The sequence below is a fragment of the Bacillus sp. FJAT-27986 genome (assembly GCF_001685035.1).
Lineage (GTDB): Bacteria > Bacillota > Bacilli > Bacillales > Pradoshiaceae > Pradoshia.
This window is the reverse complement of the sequence record NZ_MAYV01000019.1, coordinates 36,924-59,437: the sequence shown is the minus strand read 5'-3', so window position 1 is coordinate 59,437 and position 22,514 is coordinate 36,924. Positions and strand designations below refer to the sequence as shown.

Sequence of the window (22,514 nt, the reverse complement as noted above, 5' to 3'; positions counted from 1 at the left end):
AGGTATCAATCTTTGAATGGGGAATTGAGGATTATATATGAAAAAAATAGGTGTACTGATTCTAACTGTAGTTTGTTGTATATGGCTTAATCCCGAAATTAGCATAGCGCTTTCGAATGATCCACCAGATTTACTGATTACAGAGATTTCTCCGCAGGGGAAAACGTATGAATATATCGAAATCTATAATAATACAGACGTACCAATCGATTTACGTGATTACAATCTGCGATACCTCTCTATGAATAAATCGATGCAAGTATGGGATATAAAAGAATCAACTTTTATAGAGCCAAAATCTACGAAAATCATTTGGATTAAAAATGCTGCCAGCAAAGATGAGTTTGATTTTGAGGATTTCAAACACCACTTTCATGCCTCGGTGGATCATAAGCAACTGATTCGCCTGGAAGGTAACTTACACAATAGCAGCAAAAATACGGTCGTTCTGGCAACTGATACAGGAGCGGTTATTTCATATGTAACCTACGATAAGGGACTCATCCATTATAAGCAGGATATGGGAGCAAAAAAATTAAAACAGGATAAACAAATCAAAGAAAGTACACCAGGTCAAGTGAGTAATGAACAGGTGCCGTTAAATGCCAATAAGCAGACGGATACCACTAAGCCGATTGTTAGACCTGTGACCATGCCAAAAGAAGTACCAGAACGCTCGGATGTCTCTATCGAGATTCAAATTGAGGATGAACATCTAATTAAGCGGGCAGAAATATTTTATAAAAGAGGTCAGGATTCTGCCTTTACACAAGCAAATATGCTTATGAAAACCACGACTTCTTATCAATCAATTATATCTCGATACGATGTTTATGGTTCTGTTCCAACCTTTGAGTATTATATAGAAATATCGGATGGACAGCATGTCATTAGATACCCCGAAAAAGGGACAAAGACGATAAAAATAGGAAATCCAGATATGTACAAACCCCTAAAGCCGGGGCTTTCTGTCCAAAAAAATACGATTTTAAAAGGTACAAAAAAGATACAAGTTCAAAAGGCAACAGCTGAGGAACAGATTAAGCTTACGGTTGATGGACAAAAACTGAAGACACAGAGGATCTTGAGCCGTCCTGCTGCAATTGTATTTGAAGGCCTTGGCATTGATGAAAGAAAGAAAAGTGCAGTTTACATGGGAGACTGTTTAATATCCAAATTAAAACCTACAGCAGGGTTATATCTTCCATATGAATTGTCAATTCCAATTGATGAACTCAAACCGGGTAAAAATACGATTTCCATCCACACGGGCACGAAGAAGGAAACATTTATGCCCGGAAGTACAGTTGAAGAAAAAGATGTCGATCGCTTTTCTATCAAGAATATAAAGCTGCTGATGGGTGATGGTACGATGATTCGCCCAATCAGTGTAAATTCAATCACGGGAGATGGTGATGAGAATCGAGAAAGCACTCGGGAAGCCCAGGAATGGAAGGTGGGTAATCAGGGAGTGTTCATCCTATCCTACGAATTTATCATCCCGGCAGCTATGTTCACAGCAGAAGAGGCAGAGATTGATACGATGGCTTATCAGGATGGAGTCCATAGTATTCAATCTAAAGGCACATCCATTCACCAAGCAGATGTTGTTTTTGATAATACAGCACCAAAGCTCCATGTAAAAACACCGCTGAATGGCAGAACCTATAAGGGAACATTCACCATTGATGCAAACCCCGAGGATGAGGTGACTTCAATAGCCTCCATTAAAGGCTATCTGGATGGTCGGGAAATCACTCTGCCATATACGACCTCCTCCGGCAGACTGTCTAAAGGGAAACACAAGGTAACCTTCATGTCAGTAGATGCAGCTGGGAATCGCAAAAAGGAAACGATTCATTTTAAGATTGTGGATGAAGCACCTATTATTATGAATCAAGCCATACCGCTTGATAATGATACAAAAGTATCTGTTCATCCGAAGCTAAGCGTGAAGGTAGAAGATCCAACTAATGATCAAATAGTGGCTAAGTTTTTCTCAGGCAATCGCTATGATTTTACCTCCAAAGGGAGGAATCAATTAAAAGCATTTTCCAATATTGCAGATGAGGAACCGCCGCCCAATCAGACTTATCCGCGTGAAACAGGTATCTTAGCCAAGCAAATAAAGCAGATAGCCAAAGCGGATAAGACTTATTGGGTGACTGCCTCAAATAAAGGATTTCCGTATCAGCGATTCGAAATTTCACTGGATGAAACACCCGCGGAAATGAAAGAGGTTGAAGTAAAGTGGATCGGGCATTCCTTACAGGGAAGAAAGGTCACTCTATATGCCTGGAACATACAAAAATCTAGATGGGATGCATTAGCGTATGGCTACGGCAATAAGGATTTTTTGTTGAAAGCAAAGGTTGAGACAGAGGCCTATTTGAAAAATCAAAAGCTGCAGGTCCTTGTGCAGGACCAGGTTATTGGAGAAGTGAATCGTCCATTTAATTTGATCTGGATGTCAGATACCCAATATTATTCTGAATCATTCCCACATATTTTCCCAGTGATGACGAACTGGATTAGAATCCAAAATCAGCTTGGAAATGCGGAATATGTTATTCATACAGGGGATATTATTAATGTCAGATGGGATTTGGAGCAATGGGATACCGCAGATAAGAGTATGGGCATTTTGGACGAACATCATGTTCCTTATGGGGTAGTGTCCGGAAATCATGATGTGGGAAACTTGGTACTGGATTATCGCAATTATGGTAAATACTTTGGAGAAAAAAGATTTAAGCATACATCCCATTACGGAGGCGGGATGGAAAATAACACAAATCACTATGATTTAGCATCCTTTGGCGGGCACGATTTCCTCTTCCTGTATCTGGGCTGGGGTAAAGAAACCACGACTGCAACCCTAGATTGGGTTAATAAGGTATTAAACCAATACTCAGAGAGAAATGTGGTGCTTGCGGTCCATAATTATCTCGACCATCAAGGAAAACGGACGTATAACGGTAATCAGGTCTTTAAAGAAATTGTACGGAAATACGAGAATATTAAATTGGTTCTTGCAGGGCATATTTCAGGGGCAAGCCGTAATGTAGCGACCATTCCTCTAAAAGGAAAACCATCGAAATTCCGTAAAGTGTATGAAATGCTGGCCGATTATCAGAGTGGTCCGGAAGGCGGCGAGGGGTATATGCGGATGCTCCATTTCAATCCGGAGGCAAAGCAGTTATCAGTCAAAACGTACTCGCCTTACTTGGATGATTATAATTATTTTGAGCCGGAAGTCGATGAATTTACAATTGACCAACTGGAGCTGAACCCGATTCAGAAACAGGTGGCAACAGACTATATTGGCGTAAATGTGTACTCGAATACCTTATTGGGTGAAGATAAGGACGGAAGGAATCGGGAAAAAGTACAAATCCGCCTAAAGGATCTAAAAAACAAGCAGGATTATTTCTGGTATGTAGAAGTGAGCGACAGCTATGGAGGGCGATCACGTTCTCCGGTCTGGAAATTTACGACTAAATAAAGATAAAGTGCCCTTTGAACAGAATCGATTTCTATTCAAAGGGTTTTTGTTGTGTATTATTGTGGAAGAAGATGATTATGTTTTTTTAGATTAAACAAGCTATAATAAAACCATGACCGATTAGGAAGAGGGAATAGAATGATAGAATATTCTCTGGAAAAATTAAACGAAGAAAAAGTATTTAAGGATCCGGTGCATCGCTATGTGCATGTGAATGACCGGGTCATTTGGGATTTAATTGATACAAAGGAATTCCAGCGTTTAAGGCGAATTAAACAGCTTGGAACGACCTATTTAACATTTCATGGGGCTGAACACAGCCGTTTTAATCACTCTCTTGGAGTATATGAGATTGTGAGAAGAATTGTGGATGGGGTATTTGCTAATAGGCCGGAATGGAACCCGAAAGATCGTCTTCTTTCTTTATGTGCAGCTTTGCTCCATGACCTCGGGCATGGTCCTTTTTCACATGCCTTCGAAAAAGTCTTTGATTTGGACCATGAGGAATTCACAAGGAAGATTATTTTAGGGGATACTGAGGTTAATGCAATTTTAAAAAAGGTAGATGCCAGCTTTCCGAAAGAGGTAGCTGAAGTCATTGCCAAAACACATGCCAATAAATTGGTTGTCAGCTTAATCTCGAGTCAGCTTGATGCAGACCGGATGGACTACTTGTTACGGGATGCTTATTTTACTGGGGTGAGCTACGGCCAGTTTGATATGGAGCGGATTCTCCGAGTGATGAGACCGACGGAGGATCAGGTAGTTTTCAAGCAAAGCGGTATGCATGCTGTAGAAGATTACATTATGAGCCGCTATCAAATGTACTGGCAGGTTTATTTCCATCCAGTATCTCGAAGCGCAGAAGTGATTTTGACAAAAATCCTGCACCGCGCTAAAGATTTATATAAGAAGAATTATCAATTTAAACAGGAACCTCATCATTTTTCGTCTTTATTTACCCAGTCTGTTACCCTATATGATTATTTGAAATTAGACGATAGTATAATGCTGTACTATTTTCAGTTATGGGGAGAAGAAGAGGATAGCATACTGAGTGATTTATGCACGAGGTTCATGAACCGGAATTTGTTCCAGTATGTAGAATTCCTTCCGTCATCCAGTGCGGAAATGAAAAAAGTGATGGAGCTCACTCAATTGTTCGCAGCAGCCGGTCTTGATCCGGAGTATTATTTGGTGCTAGATTCTTCATCGGATTTACCGTATGATTTTTATCGGCCTGGAGAAGAAGGAGAAAGGGTACCGATTTATCTGTTATCCAAAACGAGAGAACTTAAAGAGCTTTCCAGACAATCGGATATCGTAGACGCGATTTCCGGTAAACGACGCACGGATCATAAACTGTACTTTCCTGCTGATATTTTAGAAGATGAAGCGAATCATAAAGAAATAAAGGAAAAAATAAAAGAATTGCTTGATTGGGATTAATTGATATTGAAGGAGTGAAGAATGGTGTTGAAGGAGCATGCCAGAATTCTTTCAGCCATAGATGCGGCCGGGCATATTGGGGGAAGAAAAAAGCTTCAAAAGATGGTGTTTATCTCAAAAAAACTCGAATATCCTTTTCAGGAGAGATTTGAATTTCATTTTTATGGACCCTATTCAGAGGAATTAACGTTAAAGATAGAAGAGCTTTGCAATTTAGGGCTTTTATCTGAAATAAAAGATAAGGAAAATGGCTATGTTCATTATGACTACTCTTTAACAGAGGCAGGCAAAGAATTTCTTTCTTTATACAGCAAAGACAATGAAAACGACGAGCTGTCTGCATGTGTGAAGGGATTGAACAATCATAATGCACGTTTTCTTGAATTGGTTTCTACGGTTTTTTATTTCGACCATTTATCCAAGGATGAGATTATTAAGAAAATCCAGGAACTAAAGGCGGAGCAACAGTATTTGCCTGAGGAAATAGAGGAAGCCTTCAATTATGCAGCACAGCTTATTAAGGAAAATAAACCAATGTACGCGAATTAGTTCTTTTTAATACTGGAGAAATAAAAAGAATGGAGCATATTTGCTCCATTCGGCTCCCACTTAAAAACGAAAGTCGGGTCCAATAATATGTAATTAGATCAATAATGTTCGGTGTGGATGAAAGACACGCAATCGAACAAAGTTTATTGATCGCTGGCGCGTACACCGCCAACCGCATAATGAGATTTAGTCATTTCTTCAATGAACACCGTAATTCTTTCTTTTGGTGCTCCTGTTGTTTCAGAAACTGCTTCAGTGACTTTTTCACATAAGGCCTTTTTTTGTTCTTCAGTGCGGCCCTCCAACATTTTAACGGTTACATACGGCATATAATGTCCTCCTCATTTGTAAAACAAGTGATTATGTTGATAGTTTTTCATAATCGCCGGCGGAAAGCAAGTGGTGAAAAGCAGAATGGAAGGTTGAACCTAACTGAAAGGTTTTATATTAAGGAAAAGGGGGATGTTTTGATGTTTGATTTTCAAAGCATATTGGTCAATTTACCATATACACTTGTAACTCTCGCCATTGCGTTTACTGTTCATGAATATGCACATGCCTATGCGGCCTATAAATTTGGAGATATGACTGCAAAAAATCAGGGACGGCTGACATTAAATCCGATTCGGCACATTGATCCATTAGGTGCGATATTTATTATATTGGTCGGGTTTGGCTGGGCGAAACCTGTACCGGTCAATCGCTTCTTCTTTAAAAATCCACGGATGAACAGTATTGTTGTTTCAGTGGTAGGCCCTTTGAGTAATCTTGTGCTGGCTTTTATTGGTGTCCTATTGATATATATTATAAGCATCGCAGGATTTAATTTACCTGAGTTTATCTACACGTTTTTTAATATTTTTATCCGCTTGAATGTTGTACTGTTTGTATTTAATTTATTGCCATTTCCTCCACTTGATGGGTATCGTATTATTGAGGACCTCGTTCCGGCTGATATACGTCCAAAAATGACACAGTATGAACAATATGGAGCGTTGATTTTCCTTATCCTGGTGATTACACCGCTTGGTAATTACACAATCGATCCAATCATTTATAAGTTAGTACCAGCGATTGAGCGATTCTTAGTTTCAATATTTATTTAAAGGGAGGCTTGTACATATCCATGAGTCAAGAGAAGAAAAAACCAACTTTTAATATCATCAAAAACGACCCTACTGATGGCCATAAAGGCTTTGGAATGGGGGCGTTGAGCCTGGAAAATGTTTCACCTGTCATTATTGATGTGGAAGCAGGTGAAGCGTTTGTCGATATTGGTGCTATGCATGCAAGAAGTGCTATCGAAAGACGAATCAAATTTTTACCAAATAAAGATGAAGTACCAAACGGAAAGCCATACTGGCTTGTTTGGGTTACAATCGAACAGACGAAACAGGGAGCCTATTATGCTGGTGTGACGGCATGCGAAATGACGGTTGATGAAGAGATTCGCCGCGGCTATAAATCATTGCCAGAGCATGTGAATCGCATGGATAAATCATTGAAAAGACATATTATCGTTGAGCATATGGATGAACCTTCAAAAATCATCTTAGCTAACTTCCTGAAAAAACATAATGAAGAGCTTTGGAAAAACTCCCCTGATGAATTGAAGGAAAAGCTAAACGCTAACTAATATTGACAAAAACGTGAAAATTATGGATTTTTTTGTAAAGTAATTCAGCATATTACTTGTCGGTTTTCAGTAAAAAAAGTACACTAAAAACAGTGTGCAAGCACGTAGAGCTAGGACGCAAAAATCCCCAAACCGTTAATGGTTTGGGGATTTTTGTTTTCTTATGCTTATGGGTCGGATTGTTTAAAGCTTTCCAAATGGCCATACTCTCTTGTACCACGGATCATGTGACTTTTCTTTATTCTTTTCATCAGAAGGGCTTAGATCGTTTCCCTTGTTTATATGATTATGGCAATACTGTTTCGGCTCGGTTCCTTTTTTATAGTAAGTAAGGCGTTTAACCGGGCAGGCTCCGTGTGCAAGCAAGCCGCTTTCGGGGTCAATTTCTACCGCAACAATATTTTTCGGCTGTTTAAACTCTTTAACAGGCTCATCCTCTAGGGATTGCTCCATAAAGCTCGCCCAAATTTCTTTGGCTGCAATTTTATCTTGTTTAGTTTCGATTTTCTGAGAGCGATCATATCCGGTCCAAACACCTGTCGTAAGCTGTGGAGTATAGCCAATCATCCAGCTATCATACTCAGTTGAGCCTGACTTTCCAGCATAGGGCCTTGAAAGCTTAGGTGCGATTGAGGCGCCTGTCACAGATGCGTAACCATTTAGCTTTTTATCGAACACACCTGTCAGCATTTGTGTCATGACATAGGCATCCGCTTGCTTCAGTACGGCTGTCCGTTCTAATTTTTTCTGATATAAAACCTCTCCGTCACGCCCTGTAACCTTAGTGATAAAGTAAGGTTTAACCTTTTTTCCTCCGTTGGCAAATAAGTTATAGGCATTTGTCATTTCCAAAGGCTTAACTCCGGACGTTCCAAGCGCCAGTGAGGGAACCTTGGTCATAGGAGTGGTTAATCCAAATCGCTTTACAGCCTTAACCAGTTCATCCTCTCCAAGGAACAGATGTGTTTTGACGGCAAATATATTGTCTGATACAGCCAGGGCCTGAGCCAGTGTAATCGATTCATTGGCATATCGGTTATTAAAATTATGGGGTGTATATTTTTCTTTTCCTCCTTCAAATGAAAAGGTGGTCACTTCACTTCGCAAGGTCGTCGATGGTGTGAACCCTTTTTCTAAAGCTGTGTAATACAGCAGCGGCTTAATCGTGGAACCGGGCTGTCTAAGTGCTTGGGTCGCACGATTGAATGAGCTATGCTCATAATTGGTTCCGCCAATCAATGCTTTAACCATACCGTTATGGGGATTCATCGCAATTAAAGCTGCCTGAAAATCACCTTCCGGCTGCACATGCTTGGCAATAGCCTCTTCAGCAATGGCCTGCTGCTTGGAATTGAAGGTTGTATACACCTTTAATCCCCCTTGCCTGATCAGCTCCTCATTCCCCTTTAAGACATGACGTAACTCATGATTGACTGCATCCAGAAAATAGGGTGCCTCTTGTTTTTTCTCTGTAATCAGGGAACCGTATATGGGCAAGCGGTCGGCTAATGCCAATGTTTCTTTTGCCTGTTCTGCACTCAGCTGACTGGTTTCCTTTAAAGAGTTGAGGACAATAGCCTGCCGTTCCTTTGCGTTCTTTTTCGAAACAAGTGGTGAATAAATGCCTGGTCCCTTTGGAATGCCAGCAAGCAGGCTTGCTTCAGCCAAGGATAGATCTTTGGCATCCTTATGAAAATAATAGTGGCTCGCAGCCTGTATACCATACATTCCATGCCCGTAATAAATCGTATTTAAATAACCTTCGAGAATCTCATCCTTACTGAAATGGTCTTCAATCCGAAGAGTGTAGAGAGCTTCCTTAGCCTTTCGTGACCAGGTTTTTTCTGAATCAAGGAAGAGGTTCTTGGCATACTGCTGAGTGATTGTACTGGCTCCCTGCACCTTGGCCATGGCAATCGTGTCAGATACAATTGCTCCTATAATTCTCTTTGTATCAAACCCGTTATGATGATAAAAATTTCGATCCTCAACTGCCAGAGTAGATTGTATTAAATAAGGCGATATCTCACTGAGAGGTACCCAATACCGCCTCTCGGCCCCGTGGCTTTCCGTAAATGTACTTAAATCATCAGCTAAATATTGAGTGGTTTGCGGGACGGATATGGCTGGAGGTCCGGCAAGCTTTACAATAAGTAGGACGGTAACAAACCCAATCACTCCAAATGTAGCAATCAGTGATCCGAAAAGTATAAGGGATCTCTTATAGGCAAGTAATTTCCTTCTTCTAAGTCTGCTTGGAGACACATGTCTTCCCCCTGATCTGTTGTGAAATTATTCATATTAGTAGTATGAAAACAAACCAACATTTTTAAACGTAAAACAGACATAGAAACAATAATATTGGAAATATCGGAAAATCTTTACTTTTTTATAAGAATGCACTATACTCTTCTAAGTTTAATAGATAGTGAATGATAATTGGGCCGCTGAAACTGAAACAAGAAAAGAGGTTCATCATGGGTATTTGGTTCACGGAGAAGCAAACAAATCATTTTGGAATCACCATGAAGATAAGTCGTACCTTGCATACGGAACAAACAGACTTTCAAAAACTGGATATTGTAGAGACAGTAGAGTGGGGTAAGATGCTGTTGCTGGATGATATGGTGATGACATCTGTGAAGGATGAATTTGTCTATCATGAGATGGTAGCCCACGTTCCCCTACATACGCACCCTTGTCCAGAGCATGTCCTCGTTGTAGGAGGCGGGGATGGTGGCGTAATCCGTGAAGTGCTTAAGCATGAGAATGTAAAAAAAGCTACTTTGGTAGAGATTGATGGCAGAGTCATTGAGAACTCAAAACAGTTTTTACCAGAAGTTGCAGGAAGCCTGACTGACCATCGGGTTGAAGTACTGGTTGATGACGGATTTATGCATATTGCCAAAAGCGAAAATAAATATGATGTAATTATCGTAGATTCTACAGAGCCGGTTGGACCGGCCGTAAATTTGTTTACGAAGGGCTTCTATGCAGGAATCTATCAGGCATTAAAGGAAGAGGGCATCTTTGTTGCACAAACGGATAACCCTTGGTTTAAAGCGGATTTAATTCAATCGGTCTTTAAAGATGTAAAAGAGATTTTTCCGATTACCGGCCTATATACGGCTAATATCCCAACCTATCCGAGCGGTTTATGGACCTTTACAATTGGTTCAAAAAAACACCATCCTTTAGAGATTTGTGATGATAGATTCATTGAAATGGAAACAAAGTATTATACAAAGGAGCTTCATAAGGCTGCCTTTGTGCTGCCTAAATTTGTAGCTGATCTTTTAAAATAAACAGAAATGAACATATAGATGAGGATTAAAGGAGTGCAGATTATGAGATTTGATGAAGCCTATTCCGGTAATGTTTTTATAGGAAGTCATCCCAATTTTAAAGATTCAGAGGCGGTTCTCTACGGAATGCCAATGGATTGGACAGTTAGCTTTCGTCCTGGATCCAGGTTTGGCCCAGCGCGTATACGAGAAGTATCCCTTGGTTTGGAAGAATACAGCCCTTATATCGATCGACATTTAGAGGTTGTTAAATTTTTTGATGCGGGCGATATTCCGCTCCCTTTTGGAAATCCGCAAAGAAGCATTGATATGATAGAGGCGTACATTGAAACCCTTTTGGCAGAAGGGAAATTCCCGCTTGGTATGGGCGGCGAGCATCTCGTTACATGGCCGATTATAAAAGCAATTCATAAGAAGTATGAGGATTTGGCTATTATCCATTTTGATGCTCATGCAGATTTGAGAGAAGAATATGAAGGCGAGCCGCTTTCCCATTCAACTCCGATTCGGAAGATTTGTAATTTGATTGGTGCAGAGAATGTCTATTCTTTCGGCATTCGTTCAGGTATGAGGGAAGAGTTTCAATTTGCCAAGGATTCCGGAATGCATATGTATAAATTTGATGTGGCGGAGCCATTAAAAAAAGTACTGCCCACCCTTGCCGGCCGAAATGTGTATGTCACCATTGATATTGATGTACTTGACCCAGCACATGCACCGGGTACGGGAACTGCTGAAGCAGGCGGTATTACATCTAAAGAAATGCTTGAGGCTATAACTGCTATATCAAACTCTGGCGTAAATGTGGTGGGAGCAGATCTTGTAGAAGTTGCTCCTGTTTATGATTCCTCTGAACAAACACAAATTGCTGCAGCTAAATTTATTCGCGAAATTCTTTTAGGTTGGGTAAATAAACGCCTGTAATTGAATAAGACTAGCAATCCCCTGTCTATGATAGTAGAGCAAGGGGATTTTTTTTAGAAAAAAAGATTCGGACAAGTTGCCAGAGAGTTTTTCTTTACCTTATACTTGTATGATTGAGTAAAATAATCAATTCCAGGGGGAATTCATTAAATGACCGAGGAAAAAAGCAACGCACCCATAGAGGTCATGGTACGGCTAAAGACGCATATCCAATATGTTGACGATGAAGAGAACATCGAGCTAATTACATTTGGCACGTTGCATCACATGCCAAATGCCACATATATCCGCTATATTGAGCACGTTGAAAACAATGGGAAAATCAATACAACTGTTAAATATGACGGGGATGAAATGCTAATTATTAGAAGCGGCGCGGTTAAAATGAGACAGCTTTACAAAATTGGCACAGAAACCAGCGGCTCTTATGAAAGCATTCATGGTACACTGGATTTAACGACACGTACAAATAAGCTGGAGCATACCGTCCATCCGGAAACGAAGGAAGAGATTTTCCATGTTTCCTACAACCTATTTTTACAACAAGAGAATGTGGGCAACTACTCACTTACATTGACGGTCAAGGAGGAAAAGACAAGATGAACATCGTAACAGAGATTCAGGATCAGATTAAAGAAGAGATTAAGCAGGCAGTAATTAAGGCTGGATTAGCGGAAGAAGCAGTGATTCCAAGTGTAATTCTTGAATTGCCAAAGGATAAAACACATGGAGATTATTCTACTAATATGGCTATGCAGCTTGCCCGTATTGCTAAGAAGGCACCTCGGACAATAGCAGAGGAAATCATTAATCATTTTGATACTTCAAAGGCATCAATTGAAAAAATTGAAATTGCCGGACCGGGATTTATCAATTTTTATTTAAACAATGGATACTTAACAAATCTGATTCCCGCTATTTTGGAGTCAGGGGAAGCTTATGGTGAATCTAATGTAGGCGGAGGAGAAAAAATTCAGGTTGAGTTTGTTTCTGCGAATCCAACAGGAGATCTTCACTTGGGTCATGCCCGCGGTGCGGCAGTTGGGGATTCTTTATCCAATATCCTGGCTAAAGCTGGCTGGGATGTATCCCGTGAATACTATATTAATGATGCGGGTAACCAAATCAATAATCTGGCATATTCAGTTGAAGCTCGCTATTTACAGGAGCTTGGAATGGAGAAAGAAATGCCTGCAGATGGCTATCATGGAGAAGACATTATCAATATCGGTAAACGTATGGCTGAAGAATTTGGCGATAAATATGTAAATGCTGATGAAGAAGAGCGCTTTAAATTTTTCCGTGAGTACGGGTTGAAATATGAAATGGAAAAATTGAAAAAAGACCTTGAGAGCTTCCGTGTCCCATTTGATGTATGGTTCTCTGAAACATCTCTTTATGAAGATGGCAAAATTATGCCTGCATTGGAGCTGTTAAGAGAAAAAGGATATATCTATGAGATGGATGGAGCTACCTGGTTCAAATCTACTGATTTTGGCGATGATAAAGACCGTGTATTAATTAAGAATGATGGTTCATACACCTATCTCCTACCAGACATCGCATACCATAAAAATAAGCTGGAACGCGGATTTGAAAAATTAATCAACATTTGGGGAGCAGACCATCATGGGTATATTCCTCGTATGCAAGCTGCGATTCAGGCGATGGGTTACGGAAAAGATACGTTGGAGGTAGAAATCATCCAGCTTGTTCACCTGTTCAAAAATGGTGAGAAAATGAAAATGTCCAAGCGTACAGGAAAAGCTGTCACAATGAGAGACTTGATGGAGGAAGTTGGTTTAGATGCCGTGCGTTATTTCTTTGCGATGAGAAGTGCGGACACGCATATGGACTTTGACCTTGATCTGGCTGTATCCGAATCCAATGATAATCCAGTGTACTACGCTCAATATGCACATGCTCGTATTTGCAGTATCCTTCGTCAGGGAGCTGAAGTGGGTATTACATTGGAAGGCGACGCAGAGCTTAGCCGATTGGGTTCTGAAAAAGAAATTGACCTTCTGAAGAAACTTGGTGAATTCCCACAAGCGGTTGCAGAAGCGGCTCAAAAACGTATGCCGCACAGAATCACGAATTATATCTTTGATCTGGCTTCCACATTCCATAGCTTCTATAATGCTGATAAAGTATTAGATCAGGAAGAGCCTGAAAGAAGTAAAGCTAGACTTGCTCTTGTTCAGGCAACAAAAATTACATTGGCAAATGCATTAAAACTAATTGGTGTATCTGCTCCAGAAAAAATGTAATCTCATACTAATAAAATGCCCACACCATAAGAGAGGTGTGGGTTGTTTTTGTTAGTCTAGTGACAGACTGCTAACAAATATTATCTTATCCTGATGCTTCCGCCGCTGATTCGATTGATTCCTCTTAATGAGGCCAAATTCTCAATTAGCTTCATCATCGCGATATCCTTATTTTTCGCCTCGATTATGAAATCAATTTCAGAAATTCCTATTTGCTTCAGCATTTGGATAAATGGCATGATAAAGTCAACATCGACGTTGGATGCGTGTGCGCGAATTTCACGCTCCGAACGGGGAGAAGAAATATGGATTTTAGGCTTCCAGCCTCTTAATTCCCATGTCAGAAGAATACGGGGCAACAATTTTTCCAATGGAGTCATAGAAGGATTTGCCATGTGATGATGGTAATCAAATAAAAGCGGGATATCCTCATGCTCACAAACCTGCAGAGTCTCTTCAGTTGTATAAGTCTTATCATCATTTTCGAGTGTCATGAGCTGCTTAATGGATTCAGGGATTTTTTGGCTATTGGCATAAAACCGTTGAATAGCCGTTTGTTTATTTCCATATGATCCGCCGACATGGATATTAATGAGTGCTTGGTCTGGCATTCCCATAGCCTCCAGCATTTTATAATGGTAAACCATATCTTCAACCGCTTTATCTGTCACATCATGATTAGGAGAGGTAAAAAGTGTAAAGGCATTCGGGTGGAAGCTGACACGAAGCTTGTGTTTCCGTACCAGTTTGCCAATTTCAGCCCAATCTTTTTTGAAAGGTGTAATAAAATCCCACTTAACATCAGGGTGAGTTGCAAGCGGTACAATCGAGCTTGAGAAACGATAGATCGGTATTTCATGTGCAATATTATAATGGAGAATTCGTTTGGTGGTTTCGATATTTTGTTTAGTAATTGCGAGTAATCGTTCGTTTTGCTCTTCTTGAGATAATCCGCTCCATCGTGTATAGGTGATGGTTTTGGAGGGGGTTGAATTCCAAAGATTTAAAGCAGTGGATACATATCCAAATCGAATATCCATAAATAAAGGCCTCTCCTTTCCAAGTTTTTAGTAGTAGCCGTTTATTAAGCTATGCGGCAGGGTATTGGTATTAAACTGTAAAATACTTCCTGGATATGGATTGAAACTGAATCAATGTATACCTCAAAGTAGTTCCTCTAACCAATATGTACTCATCTTAGTATGACTAAAAATATAAAAATAAATCTCAAATGATCTATTCGACAAACTAGATTATATTTACCATGTTTTAATAATTAATCTAAAATATGTAAATTATTGATTGACTGAATGCTCATTCATTATATAAAATATAGTTATACTATATTGGGTTTAGTGTCGTTTTATGTTGTAGGTAACTTTTAAATCATGCTTTCGGTAGCAAAAGGGGGAAGACGGGGATGGAGATGAATGGTCTTCTATGGATCAACTTAGTTGCAGCTGTTCTTGTAACCGCTTACGCAGTTTGGCTGTTCACGTATCTGATCAGAACAAGGATTGCCTATATTAAACTTGGCAAGAAAACTGAGTTTGATAATGACGTAAAGAAGAGGCTGGAAAAGATTTGGGTATTTGTATTTGGGCAGAAAAAGTTACTGAAGGATAAGAAAAGCGGAACGATGCATGTGCTCTTCTTTTACGGGTTTATCCTTGTCCAATTTGGAGCGATTGATCTAATTTGGAAAGGGATTAAACCGGGATCTCATTTGCCATTGGGACCTATATATCCGATTTTTACTTTTTTCCAGGAGATAGTTGTACTCCTGGTACTGGTGGCTGTTGTTTGGGCATTCTATCGCCGTTATATTGAGAAGCTTGTTCGGCTAAAGAGGGGATTTAAAGCCGGTCTAGTTCTGATCTTTATCGGAGGATTAATGCTAGCAACGCTTGTAGCGAACGGGGCTGCTATTGTATGGCATGGCGGTGAGCTTCATTGGTCAGAGCCTGTTGCTTCTACGATTGCGATGGCGCTTGGCTGGATGAATGAGACAGCTGCCATAGCTGTATTCTATGTGGCCTGGTGGATACATTTACTATTCATTTTGACGTTCTTGGTATATATTCCGCAATCGAAGCACGCACATTTAATTGCCGGACCAGCCAATGTTTATTTGCACAGATTAACTCCGCCAAAATTAAAGAAAATTGATTTTGAGGATGAAACACAGGAAACGTATGGAGCAGGTAAGATTCAGGACTTTACGGATCTGCAGCTCGTCGATTTATACGCATGCGTGGAGTGCGGCCGTTGCACCAATATGTGTCCGGCAACCGGGACAGGAAAAATGCTGTCACCAATGGACGTTCTAATTAAAATGCGTGACCATTTAACGTTTACGGGAGCTGCAGTTACAAGGAAAGAGCCATGGGTTCCGGGATTTGTATTCAGTAATACGAAAGGCAATCAAATCGCGGTGGCTGCACAGGGTGCGGGTGCTGCGGAGTCTGCGGCAGCAGCTGAATTGTACAATCCAGCTTTGGTGGGTGAGGTTATTACAGAGGAAGAGCTTTGGGCATGTACTACATGCCGCAACTGTGAGGATCAGTGTCCGGTTATGAATGAGCATGTTGGAACCATTATTGATATGCGTCGCTTTCTTGTATTAACGGAAGGTAAAGTACCTGCTGATGCTCAGCGTGCGATGCAAAATATCGAACGTCAGGGAAACCCTTGGGGATTAAACCGTAAAGAGCGTGAAGATTGGCGTGAAGCTCGTGAGGATGTAGTTGTACCGACTGTGAAGGAAATGAAGAAGTCTGGTGAAGAGTTTGAATACTTATTCTGGGTCGGCTCAATGGGATCCTATGACAACCGTTCACAAAAAATTGCTTTATCATTTGCGAAACTTTTAAATGAAGCCGGCGTTAAATTTGCGATTCTCGGTAATAAGGAGAAAAACTCCGGAGATACACCGCGACGTCTTGGGAACGAATTCCTGTTCCAGGAGCTGGCTACAAAGAATATTGAAGAGTTCGAAAAAAATGAGGTCAAAAAGATTGTTACAATCGATCCGCATGCTTTCAATATCTTCAAAAATGAATATCCGGACTTCGGCTTACAGGCAGAGGTTTATCACCATACACAGGTGCTGGCTGATCTAGTGAAGGAAGGCAGATTAAAACCAACTTATGCCGTTAATGAAAAAATTACGTTCCATGATTCTTGTTACTTGGGAAGGTACAACGATGTCTATGATGCACCGAGGGATATTTTAAAAGCAATTCCGGGAGCCTCATTTGTAGAAATAGAAAGAAATCGCGAAAATGGAATGTGCTGTGGAGCGGGTGGGGGCTTGATGTGGATGGAAGAGGAAACAGGCCACCGTATCAATGTTGCCCGTACGGAACAAGCTCTTGAGGTCAATCCGACAGTTATCAGCTCAGGCTGTCCATATTGCTTAACTATGTTAAGTGACGGCACAAAGGCGAAGGAAGTTGAAGAAGAAGTTAAAACATACGATGTGGCAGAACTGCTTGAAAAAGCGGTATTTGGGGAACATAGGGAGCTTGCATCTTAATTTTCACCGATATATGAAGGGGTTCATATAGTAATAGATGAGACAGAAACGGAAATTTACACAACTATTTGTTTTCGAAATATTGTGTAAATATTTCCGTTTCTTTCTTATTTACAGTAAAATACAAATATACCAAATTAAAGCGCTTACATATTTTCTGCCAACGACGAGCGAGCGTTCAGTCAATTAACCAAAGTATGAAATTTGAAAGCGGAGGGATAACGATGGGGAAAACCGTAATTATTGATGGAGCTAGGACGCCTTTTGGAAAATTTGGAGGAGCATTAAGCAGTTTAACAGCTTCGGAGTTAGGCGGAATAGCAATCAAAGAGGCTATAGAACGTGCAGGTGTAAATGCGGCAGATGTGAATGAAGTCATTATGGGATGTGTATTACAGGGTGGCCAAGGGCAAATCGTTTCTCGTCAGGCCTCAAGACATGCAGGGCTTCCATGGTCAGTAAAGACAGAGACGATTAATAAAGTATGTGCATCGGGTTTACGAAGCGTCACGCTCGGAGACCAGATCATTCGGCTTGGTGAAGAAGAAGTTATCGTGGCCGGCGGGATGGAATCAATGAGCAATGCTCCATATATTCTTCCGAAAGCAAGGTGGGGAGCTCGTATGGGAGATACGCCGCTGGTCGATATGATGGTCCATGATGGTTTGACATGCAGCTTTACCGGTGTACATATGGGGTCTTACGGTAACAGCACATCTGAGGACCTGGAATTATCAAGAAGTGATCAGGATAACTGGGCTTATCAGAGCCATCAAAAGGCAATTCGAGCAATTGAATCCGGCCTTCTGCAGGAAGAAATCGTTCCAGTATCGGTCAAACAGCGTAAAGGTGAGCCGGTTGTTGTGGAAATCGATGAAGCGCCGCGAAAAGATACGACAGTGGAGAAGCTGAGTTCCTTGAAACCGGCATTTGACCGGGATGGAACAATAACGGCTGGAAACGCACCGGGGATTAATGACGGGGCTGGAGCACTTGTTTTAATGAGTGAGGATAAAGCAATTGATGAAGGATACAAGATTGGTGCAAGAATTATCGGCCATGCCGAAATTGCTGTGGAAGCAAAGGATTTCCCAAAAACTCCCGGCTTAGTCATTAATGAGCTGCTTAAGAAAACAGAAAAATCACTGGATGATATTGATTTATTTGAAGTGAATGAGGCATTTGCAGCGGTTGCCCTTGCGAGTGGCAAGCTTGCCAATCTTGATGCTGAAAAAGTGAATGTAAATGGTGGAGCGGTTGCCCTTGGCCATCCAATCGGAGCTAGTGGGGCGCGAATCATTCTCACCCTCATGTATGAACTGAAGAGACGTGGCGGCGGCATAGGGATCGCGTCTATCTGCAGCGGCGGCGGACAGGGAGATGCCATTATGATCGAAGTGCCAAAGGCAAAAGAATAAAAAAACGGGGTGAAGTGGGATGGAGATTAAAAAAATAATGGTCATCGGTGCAGGGCAAATGGGGTCTGGAATTGCACAGGTTTGTGCGGTATCAGGGTTCGAGGTGTTTCTGCACGATTTAACTGAAGAGTTTGTAAAAAAGGGTCTGGTTACCATCGAAAATAATTTGTTAAGGCAAGTGGAGAAGGGGCGTTTAAGTGAACAGGAAAAAGTAGAGATCCTGGAAAGATTAACACCCTCAACTGAAATGAAAAATGCAGGTCATGTCGACCTCATAATTGAAGCAGCTACAGAAAATATGGATATCAAAAAGAAAATATTTAAAGAGCTTGATGAGGTTGCGTCGGTTCACACAATTCTCGCTACGAATACCTCTTCCTTACCAATTACGGAAATTGCAGCAGCAACAAAACGTCCGGAGCAGGTAATCGGTATGCATTTTATGAATCCTGTGCCTGTCATGAAGCTTGTGGAGATCATTCGCGGTCTCGCAACTTCTGAAGAAGTATATAAAAAAATTGAAGAGACCGCTAAAGAGCTCGGAAAGATTCCGGTAGAAGTAAATGATTTTCCTGGCTTTGTTTCAAACCGCATACTCATGCCGATGATCAACGAAGCCATATTCACCCTATATGAAGGGGTTGCTTCCAAGGAAGCCATTGATGAAGTGATGAAGCTGGGGATGAATCATCCAATGGGTCCGCTGCAGCTCGCTGATTTTATTGGGCTTGATACATGTTTGTACATTATGGAAACCTTGCATGAAGGTCTTGGAGATGACAAATATCGGCCATGTCCGCTGCTACGTAAATATGTAAGTGCCGGTTGGCTCGGCAAGAAATCCGGCAGAGGATTTTACCAATACAACTAAGTTTGTCAAAAAGGAGGCTGGCTGCAATGGAATTCACGTTTACGGATGAGCAGCAAATGATGAGAAAAATGGTTCGTGAATTTGCCGTCAAGGAAATCGAGCCATTTGTACCAAAGATGGAAGCTGGATTGTTTCCGAGGGAGATTGTATCCAAAATGGCGGAGCTTGGACTGATGGGGATTCCGATACCGGAGTCATATGGCGGGGCCGGAATGGATTATATCTCCTACATTACAGCGATACATGAAATATCGAAAATAAGTCCGACAGTCGGCGTGATTTTATCCGTCCATACATCTGTTGGAACCTACCCGATTTTGAATTTTGGTAATGAAGAACAAAAAAAGGCGTATATACCGAAGCTTGCAAGTGGCGAATATCTGGGTGCTTTCTGTCTAACTGAACCAAGTGCCGGATCAGATGCAGGCTCCCTGAAATCAAGAGCTGTAAGAAAAAATGGGGAGTATATCGTCAATGGTTCAAAAATATTTATCACGAATGGCGGTGAGGCAGATGTCTATATTGTTTTTGCCTCTACGGATCCTTCTAAGAGAAATAAGGGAATCAGCGCTTTTATTGTAGACAAAGACACGCCCGGACTTACCATCGGCAAGGATGAAAATAAAATGGGCTTGCATGGATCAAGAACAGTTCAGCTCATCTTTGAGGATATGAGAGTACCGGCCGAGAATCTGCTAGGGGAAGAAGGACAGGGAATGTCCATCGCGCTGAATAACCTGAATACAGGGCGGATTGGGATTGCAGCACAGGCACTTGGGATAGCGGAAGGGGCTTTTCAGCATGCTGTCCAATATGCAAAGAATCGCAGCCAATTTGGGAAACCAATCTCTGCTCAGCAGGGAATAGGCTTTAAGCTCGCCGATATGGGGACAATGGTTGAGGCTTCAAAATTACTGGTTTATCAGGCAGCTGCTTTAAAAAGTTCGAATCAGCCTTGTACAAAGGAGGCATCCATGGCAAAGCTGTTTGCCTCGCGTACGGCAGTTGAAGTGGCGACCGAAGCAATCCAGGTTTTTGGAGGCTATGGCTATACCGAGGAATACCCAGTAGAACGTTATTTCAGGGATGCAAAGGTGACAGAAATATACGAAGGTACAAGCGAAATCCAACGAATAGTAATCAGTAAGCATTTGATGGGTTAATAGAACAGGGGGAAATAGGAATGAATTTTAAATTATCAGAGGAACATGAAATGATTCGCAAAATGGTTAGGGACTTTGCCCGGAATGAAGTCGCACCGACTGCGGCCGAACGGGATGAGGAAGAGCGTTTTGACAGGGAAATCTTTAACAAAATGGCGGAGCTCGGGCTTACAGGTATTCCTTGGCCAGAGGAGTATGGTGGAATCGGCAGTGATTATGTAGCCTATTGCATTGCCATTGAAGAACTTTCGCGTGTCTGTGCTTCAACAGGTGTTACGCTATCTGCTCATACATCATTGGCTGGCTGGCCAATTTATAAATTTGGCAATGAAGAACAAAAGCAAAAATATTTAAGACCTATGGCGCAGGGAGAGAAAATTGGAGCGTATGGGCTGACGGAGCCGGGATCGGGCTCGGATTCGGGAGCTATGAAAACAACTGCCCGTCTGGAAGAAGATCATTATGTTTTAAATGGCTCTAAAATATTCATTACAAATGGGGGCGTGGCGGATACATATGTGGTCTTTGCATTGACAGATCCGTCCTCTACACATAAAGGTACAAGCGCATTCATTGTGGAGAAAGATTTCCCTGGCTTTAGTGTTGGAAAAAAGGAAAAGAAACTCGGGATTCGTTCATCTCCAACAACAGAGATTATTTTTGAAGAGTGTAAAGTACCGAAGGAGAATCTATTAGGTACAGAGGGAGAAGGATTTAAAATCGCCATGATGACCCTTGATGGAGGAAGAAATGGCATTGCTGCGCAGGCTGTTGGAATCGCTCAGGGAGCGCTCGACGCTGCAGTGGATTATGCGAGGGAGCGAGTTCAGTTCGGCAAACCAATTTCTGCCCAGCAGGGAGTTGGCTTTAAGCTTGCAGATATGGCAACCAGTATAGAGGCTTCAAGACTTTTAACCTATCAGGCTGCTTGGCTGGAATCCGAGGGACTTCCATATGGAAAAGAGTCGGCTATGTCCAAATTATTTGCCGGCGATACAGCAATGAAGGTCACAACAGAAGCGGTACAGGTATTTGGCGGGTATGGATATACAAAGGATTATCCGGTTGAGCGCTATATGCGCGATGCGAAAATAACACAGATTTATGAAGGAACACAGGAAATCCAAAGACTTGTTATCTCAAGAATGCTCACCAAAAACTAATTTCAAATTTTTATAGGGTTCTTCCCGGCTATCTTTATCCGGGGAGAATTGATTTTTAAAAGAAATACTTGTAGGTAGGTGGGTGAAAGGGTGAAGAGAATCGTAGTCCATGCCTCGGTAAAGGATGAGAGGCTTGTGAAAAAACGCCGGGACGAGATGATTAAAGGGGCGGTCTCTTTATTCATAGAGAAGGGCTACCACCGAACAACAACAAGGGAAATAGCAAAGGCAGCAGGATTCAGTATTGGAACGCTCTATGAATATATCAGATCAAAGGATGATATTTTATATCTGGTTTGTGACAATATTTACGATGAGGTGAAGGACCGGCTTCAAAAGGCGCTTGAAGAAAGCGAGGGAACATTTGCCGGGCTGCGCTTAGGTATCGCCTATTATTTTAAAATTTGTGATGAAATGCAGGATGAAGTATTGGTGATGTACCAGGAAGCAAAATCATTGAGCAGGGCAGCATTGCCATATGTATTAAATAAAGAAAATGAAATGACGAAAATGTTTGAGGAACTTATTCAGACATGTGTACAGCATGAGGAAATTGATTTAAGCCCGATACAAATTCACCTGCTTGCACATAACATTATTGTTCATGGACAAATGTGGGCATTCAGGAGATGGGGACTTAGAAAAAGCTATACAATCGATCAATATATTGAAATGCAATCGCATCTTCTTTTAAGCGGTTTAGCCAATGGGGAAAACAGATAA

General features: G+C 41.3%; 18 protein-coding genes. 15 read left to right on the top strand and 3 right to left on the bottom strand.

All coding sequences use genetic code 11. The features are described 5' to 3' along the window. The first annotated feature begins 37 nt into the window (after positions 1 to 37). The 3 genes from A8L44_RS17325 to A8L44_RS17315 all read left to right on the top strand — a co-directional run bounded on the left by A8L44_RS17325 (position 38) and on the right by A8L44_RS17315 (position 5,503). On the top strand, positions 38 to 3,505 hold the full coding sequence (locus A8L44_RS17325; protein WP_066109410.1) for a lamin tail domain-containing protein: 3,468 nt from the start codon (positions 38 to 40) through the stop codon (positions 3,503 to 3,505). 138 nt (positions 3,506 to 3,643) lie between these two features. Beyond that, on the top strand, positions 3,644 to 4,954 hold the full coding sequence (locus tag A8L44_RS17320; protein WP_175354323.1) for an HD domain-containing protein: 1,311 nt from the start codon (positions 3,644 to 3,646) through the stop codon (positions 4,952 to 4,954). Between the two features lie 24 nt (positions 4,955 to 4,978). Further along, a complete protein-coding gene (locus A8L44_RS17315; RefSeq protein ID WP_066109764.1) occupies positions 4,979 to 5,503 on the top strand; it encodes a YwgA family protein in 525 nt (174 codons plus the stop codon). Between the two features lie 143 nt (positions 5,504 to 5,646). On the opposite strand, the gene A8L44_RS17310 is transcribed toward A8L44_RS17315, so the two are convergent. Next, a complete protein-coding gene (locus A8L44_RS17310) occupies positions 5,647 to 5,832 on the bottom strand; it encodes a 2-hydroxymuconate tautomerase (protein ID WP_066109407.1) in 186 nt (61 codons plus the stop codon). Positions 5,833 to 5,973: 141 nt separating this feature from the next. Between A8L44_RS17310 and A8L44_RS17305 the strand changes: the two genes are divergently transcribed. Together A8L44_RS17305 and A8L44_RS17300 are read left to right on the top strand one after the other, a co-directional pair. After that, entirely contained in the window at positions 5,974 to 6,609 is a 636-nt protein-coding gene (locus A8L44_RS17305) for a site-2 protease family protein (protein ID WP_066109403.1), read from the top strand. A gap of 20 nt (positions 6,610 to 6,629) precedes the next feature. Next, entirely contained in the window at positions 6,630 to 7,139 is a 510-nt protein-coding gene (locus A8L44_RS17300) for a YwhD family protein (RefSeq protein ID WP_066109401.1), read from the top strand. A 183-nt stretch (positions 7,140 to 7,322) separates the two neighbouring features. Here A8L44_RS17300 and A8L44_RS17295 read toward each other — a convergent pair whose 3' ends face one another. After that, the gene (locus A8L44_RS17295; RefSeq protein WP_066109398.1) at positions 7,323 to 9,404 is read right to left on the bottom strand and encodes a transglycosylase domain-containing protein; all 2,082 of its coding nucleotides are present in this window, start codon (positions 9,402 to 9,404) and stop codon (positions 7,323 to 7,325) included. Positions 9,405 to 9,616: 212 nt separating this feature from the next. On the opposite strand from A8L44_RS17295, the gene speE reads away from it, so the two are divergent. The 4 genes from speE to argS all read left to right on the top strand — a co-directional run bounded on the left by speE (position 9,617) and on the right by argS (position 13,638). After that, a complete protein-coding gene (speE, locus tag A8L44_RS17290; RefSeq protein ID WP_066109395.1) occupies positions 9,617 to 10,444 on the top strand; it encodes a polyamine aminopropyltransferase in 828 nt (275 codons plus the stop codon). Positions 10,445 to 10,486: 42 nt separating this feature from the next. Continuing rightward, the gene (gene speB / locus A8L44_RS17285; protein ID WP_066109393.1) at positions 10,487 to 11,368 is read left to right on the top strand and encodes an agmatinase; all 882 of its coding nucleotides are present in this window, start codon (positions 10,487 to 10,489) and stop codon (positions 11,366 to 11,368) included. 150 nt (positions 11,369 to 11,518) lie between these two features. After that, positions 11,519 to 11,971 (top strand): DUF1934 domain-containing protein, encoded by a 453-nt coding sequence (locus A8L44_RS17280; RefSeq protein ID WP_066109390.1) that lies wholly within the window; start codon positions 11,519 to 11,521, stop codon positions 11,969 to 11,971. After that, on the top strand, positions 11,968 to 13,638 hold the full coding sequence (argS, locus tag A8L44_RS17275; protein ID WP_066109387.1) for an arginine--tRNA ligase: 1,671 nt from the start codon (positions 11,968 to 11,970) through the stop codon (positions 13,636 to 13,638). Before A8L44_RS17280 ends, argS begins: the two co-directional genes overlap by 4 nt. A gap of 80 nt (positions 13,639 to 13,718) precedes the next feature. Here argS and uvsE read toward each other — a convergent pair whose 3' ends face one another. Continuing rightward, positions 13,719 to 14,678 (bottom strand): UV DNA damage repair endonuclease UvsE, encoded by a 960-nt coding sequence (uvsE, locus tag A8L44_RS17270; protein WP_066109384.1) that lies wholly within the window; start codon positions 14,676 to 14,678, stop codon positions 13,719 to 13,721. A 386-nt stretch (positions 14,679 to 15,064) separates the two neighbouring features. Between uvsE and A8L44_RS17265 the strand changes: the two genes are divergently transcribed. From A8L44_RS17265 to A8L44_RS17240, 6 genes are all read left to right on the top strand, one after another. After that, positions 15,065 to 17,176, top strand: coding sequence for a (Fe-S)-binding protein (locus A8L44_RS17265; RefSeq protein ID WP_066109762.1), 2,112 nt, complete (start codon positions 15,065 to 15,067; stop codon positions 17,174 to 17,176). A 224-nt stretch (positions 17,177 to 17,400) separates the two neighbouring features. Further along, positions 17,401 to 18,594, top strand: coding sequence for an acetyl-CoA C-acetyltransferase (locus A8L44_RS17260; RefSeq protein ID WP_066109381.1), 1,194 nt, complete (start codon positions 17,401 to 17,403; stop codon positions 18,592 to 18,594). A gap of 19 nt (positions 18,595 to 18,613) precedes the next feature. Further along, complete coding sequence (locus A8L44_RS17255; RefSeq protein ID WP_066109378.1) at positions 18,614 to 19,465, top strand: 3-hydroxybutyryl-CoA dehydrogenase; 852 nt, start codon at positions 18,614 to 18,616, stop codon at positions 19,463 to 19,465. Between the two features lie 26 nt (positions 19,466 to 19,491). Continuing rightward, positions 19,492 to 20,628, top strand: coding sequence for an acyl-CoA dehydrogenase (locus A8L44_RS17250; RefSeq protein WP_066109375.1), 1,137 nt, complete (start codon positions 19,492 to 19,494; stop codon positions 20,626 to 20,628). A gap of 20 nt (positions 20,629 to 20,648) precedes the next feature. After that, complete coding sequence (locus A8L44_RS17245; protein ID WP_066109372.1) at positions 20,649 to 21,791, top strand: acyl-CoA dehydrogenase; 1,143 nt, start codon at positions 20,649 to 20,651, stop codon at positions 21,789 to 21,791. A 90-nt stretch (positions 21,792 to 21,881) separates the two neighbouring features. Next, positions 21,882 to 22,514, top strand: a complete 633-nt coding sequence (locus A8L44_RS17240; RefSeq protein WP_066109370.1) for a TetR/AcrR family transcriptional regulator — start codon at positions 21,882 to 21,884, stop codon at positions 22,512 to 22,514.

What these genes read in the sequence shown, in the direction of transcription:
- A8L44_RS17325 (WP_066109410.1), top strand. Translation starts at nt 38, where the DNA reads ATGAAAAAAATAGGTGTACTGATTCTAACTGTAGTTTGTTGTATATGG.
- A8L44_RS17320 (WP_175354323.1), top strand. Translation starts at nt 3,644, where the DNA reads ATGATAGAATATTCTCTGGAAAAATTAAACGAAGAAAAAGTATTTAAG.
- A8L44_RS17310 (WP_066109407.1), bottom strand. Translation starts at nt 5,832, where the DNA reads ATGCCGTATGTAACCGTTAAAATGTTGGAGGGCCGCACTGAAGAACAA.
- A8L44_RS17305 (WP_066109403.1), top strand. Translation starts at nt 5,974, where the DNA reads ATGTTTGATTTTCAAAGCATATTGGTCAATTTACCATATACACTTGTA.
- A8L44_RS17300 (WP_066109401.1), top strand. Translation starts at nt 6,630, where the DNA reads ATGAGTCAAGAGAAGAAAAAACCAACTTTTAATATCATCAAAAACGAC.
- speE (WP_066109395.1), top strand. Translation starts at nt 9,617, where the DNA reads ATGGGTATTTGGTTCACGGAGAAGCAAACAAATCATTTTGGAATCACC.
- speB (WP_066109393.1), top strand. Translation starts at nt 10,487, where the DNA reads ATGAGATTTGATGAAGCCTATTCCGGTAATGTTTTTATAGGAAGTCAT.
- A8L44_RS17280 (WP_066109390.1), top strand. Translation starts at nt 11,519, where the DNA reads ATGACCGAGGAAAAAAGCAACGCACCCATAGAGGTCATGGTACGGCTA.
- argS (WP_066109387.1), top strand. Translation starts at nt 11,968, where the DNA reads ATGAACATCGTAACAGAGATTCAGGATCAGATTAAAGAAGAGATTAAG.
- uvsE (WP_066109384.1), bottom strand. Translation starts at nt 14,678, where the DNA reads ATGGATATTCGATTTGGATATGTATCCACTGCTTTAAATCTTTGGAAT.
- A8L44_RS17265 (WP_066109762.1), top strand. Translation starts at nt 15,065, where the DNA reads ATGAATGGTCTTCTATGGATCAACTTAGTTGCAGCTGTTCTTGTAACC.
- A8L44_RS17260 (WP_066109381.1), top strand. Translation starts at nt 17,401, where the DNA reads ATGGGGAAAACCGTAATTATTGATGGAGCTAGGACGCCTTTTGGAAAA.
- A8L44_RS17255 (WP_066109378.1), top strand. Translation starts at nt 18,614, where the DNA reads ATGGAGATTAAAAAAATAATGGTCATCGGTGCAGGGCAAATGGGGTCT.
- A8L44_RS17250 (WP_066109375.1), top strand. Translation starts at nt 19,492, where the DNA reads ATGGAATTCACGTTTACGGATGAGCAGCAAATGATGAGAAAAATGGTT.
- A8L44_RS17245 (WP_066109372.1), top strand. Translation starts at nt 20,649, where the DNA reads ATGAATTTTAAATTATCAGAGGAACATGAAATGATTCGCAAAATGGTT.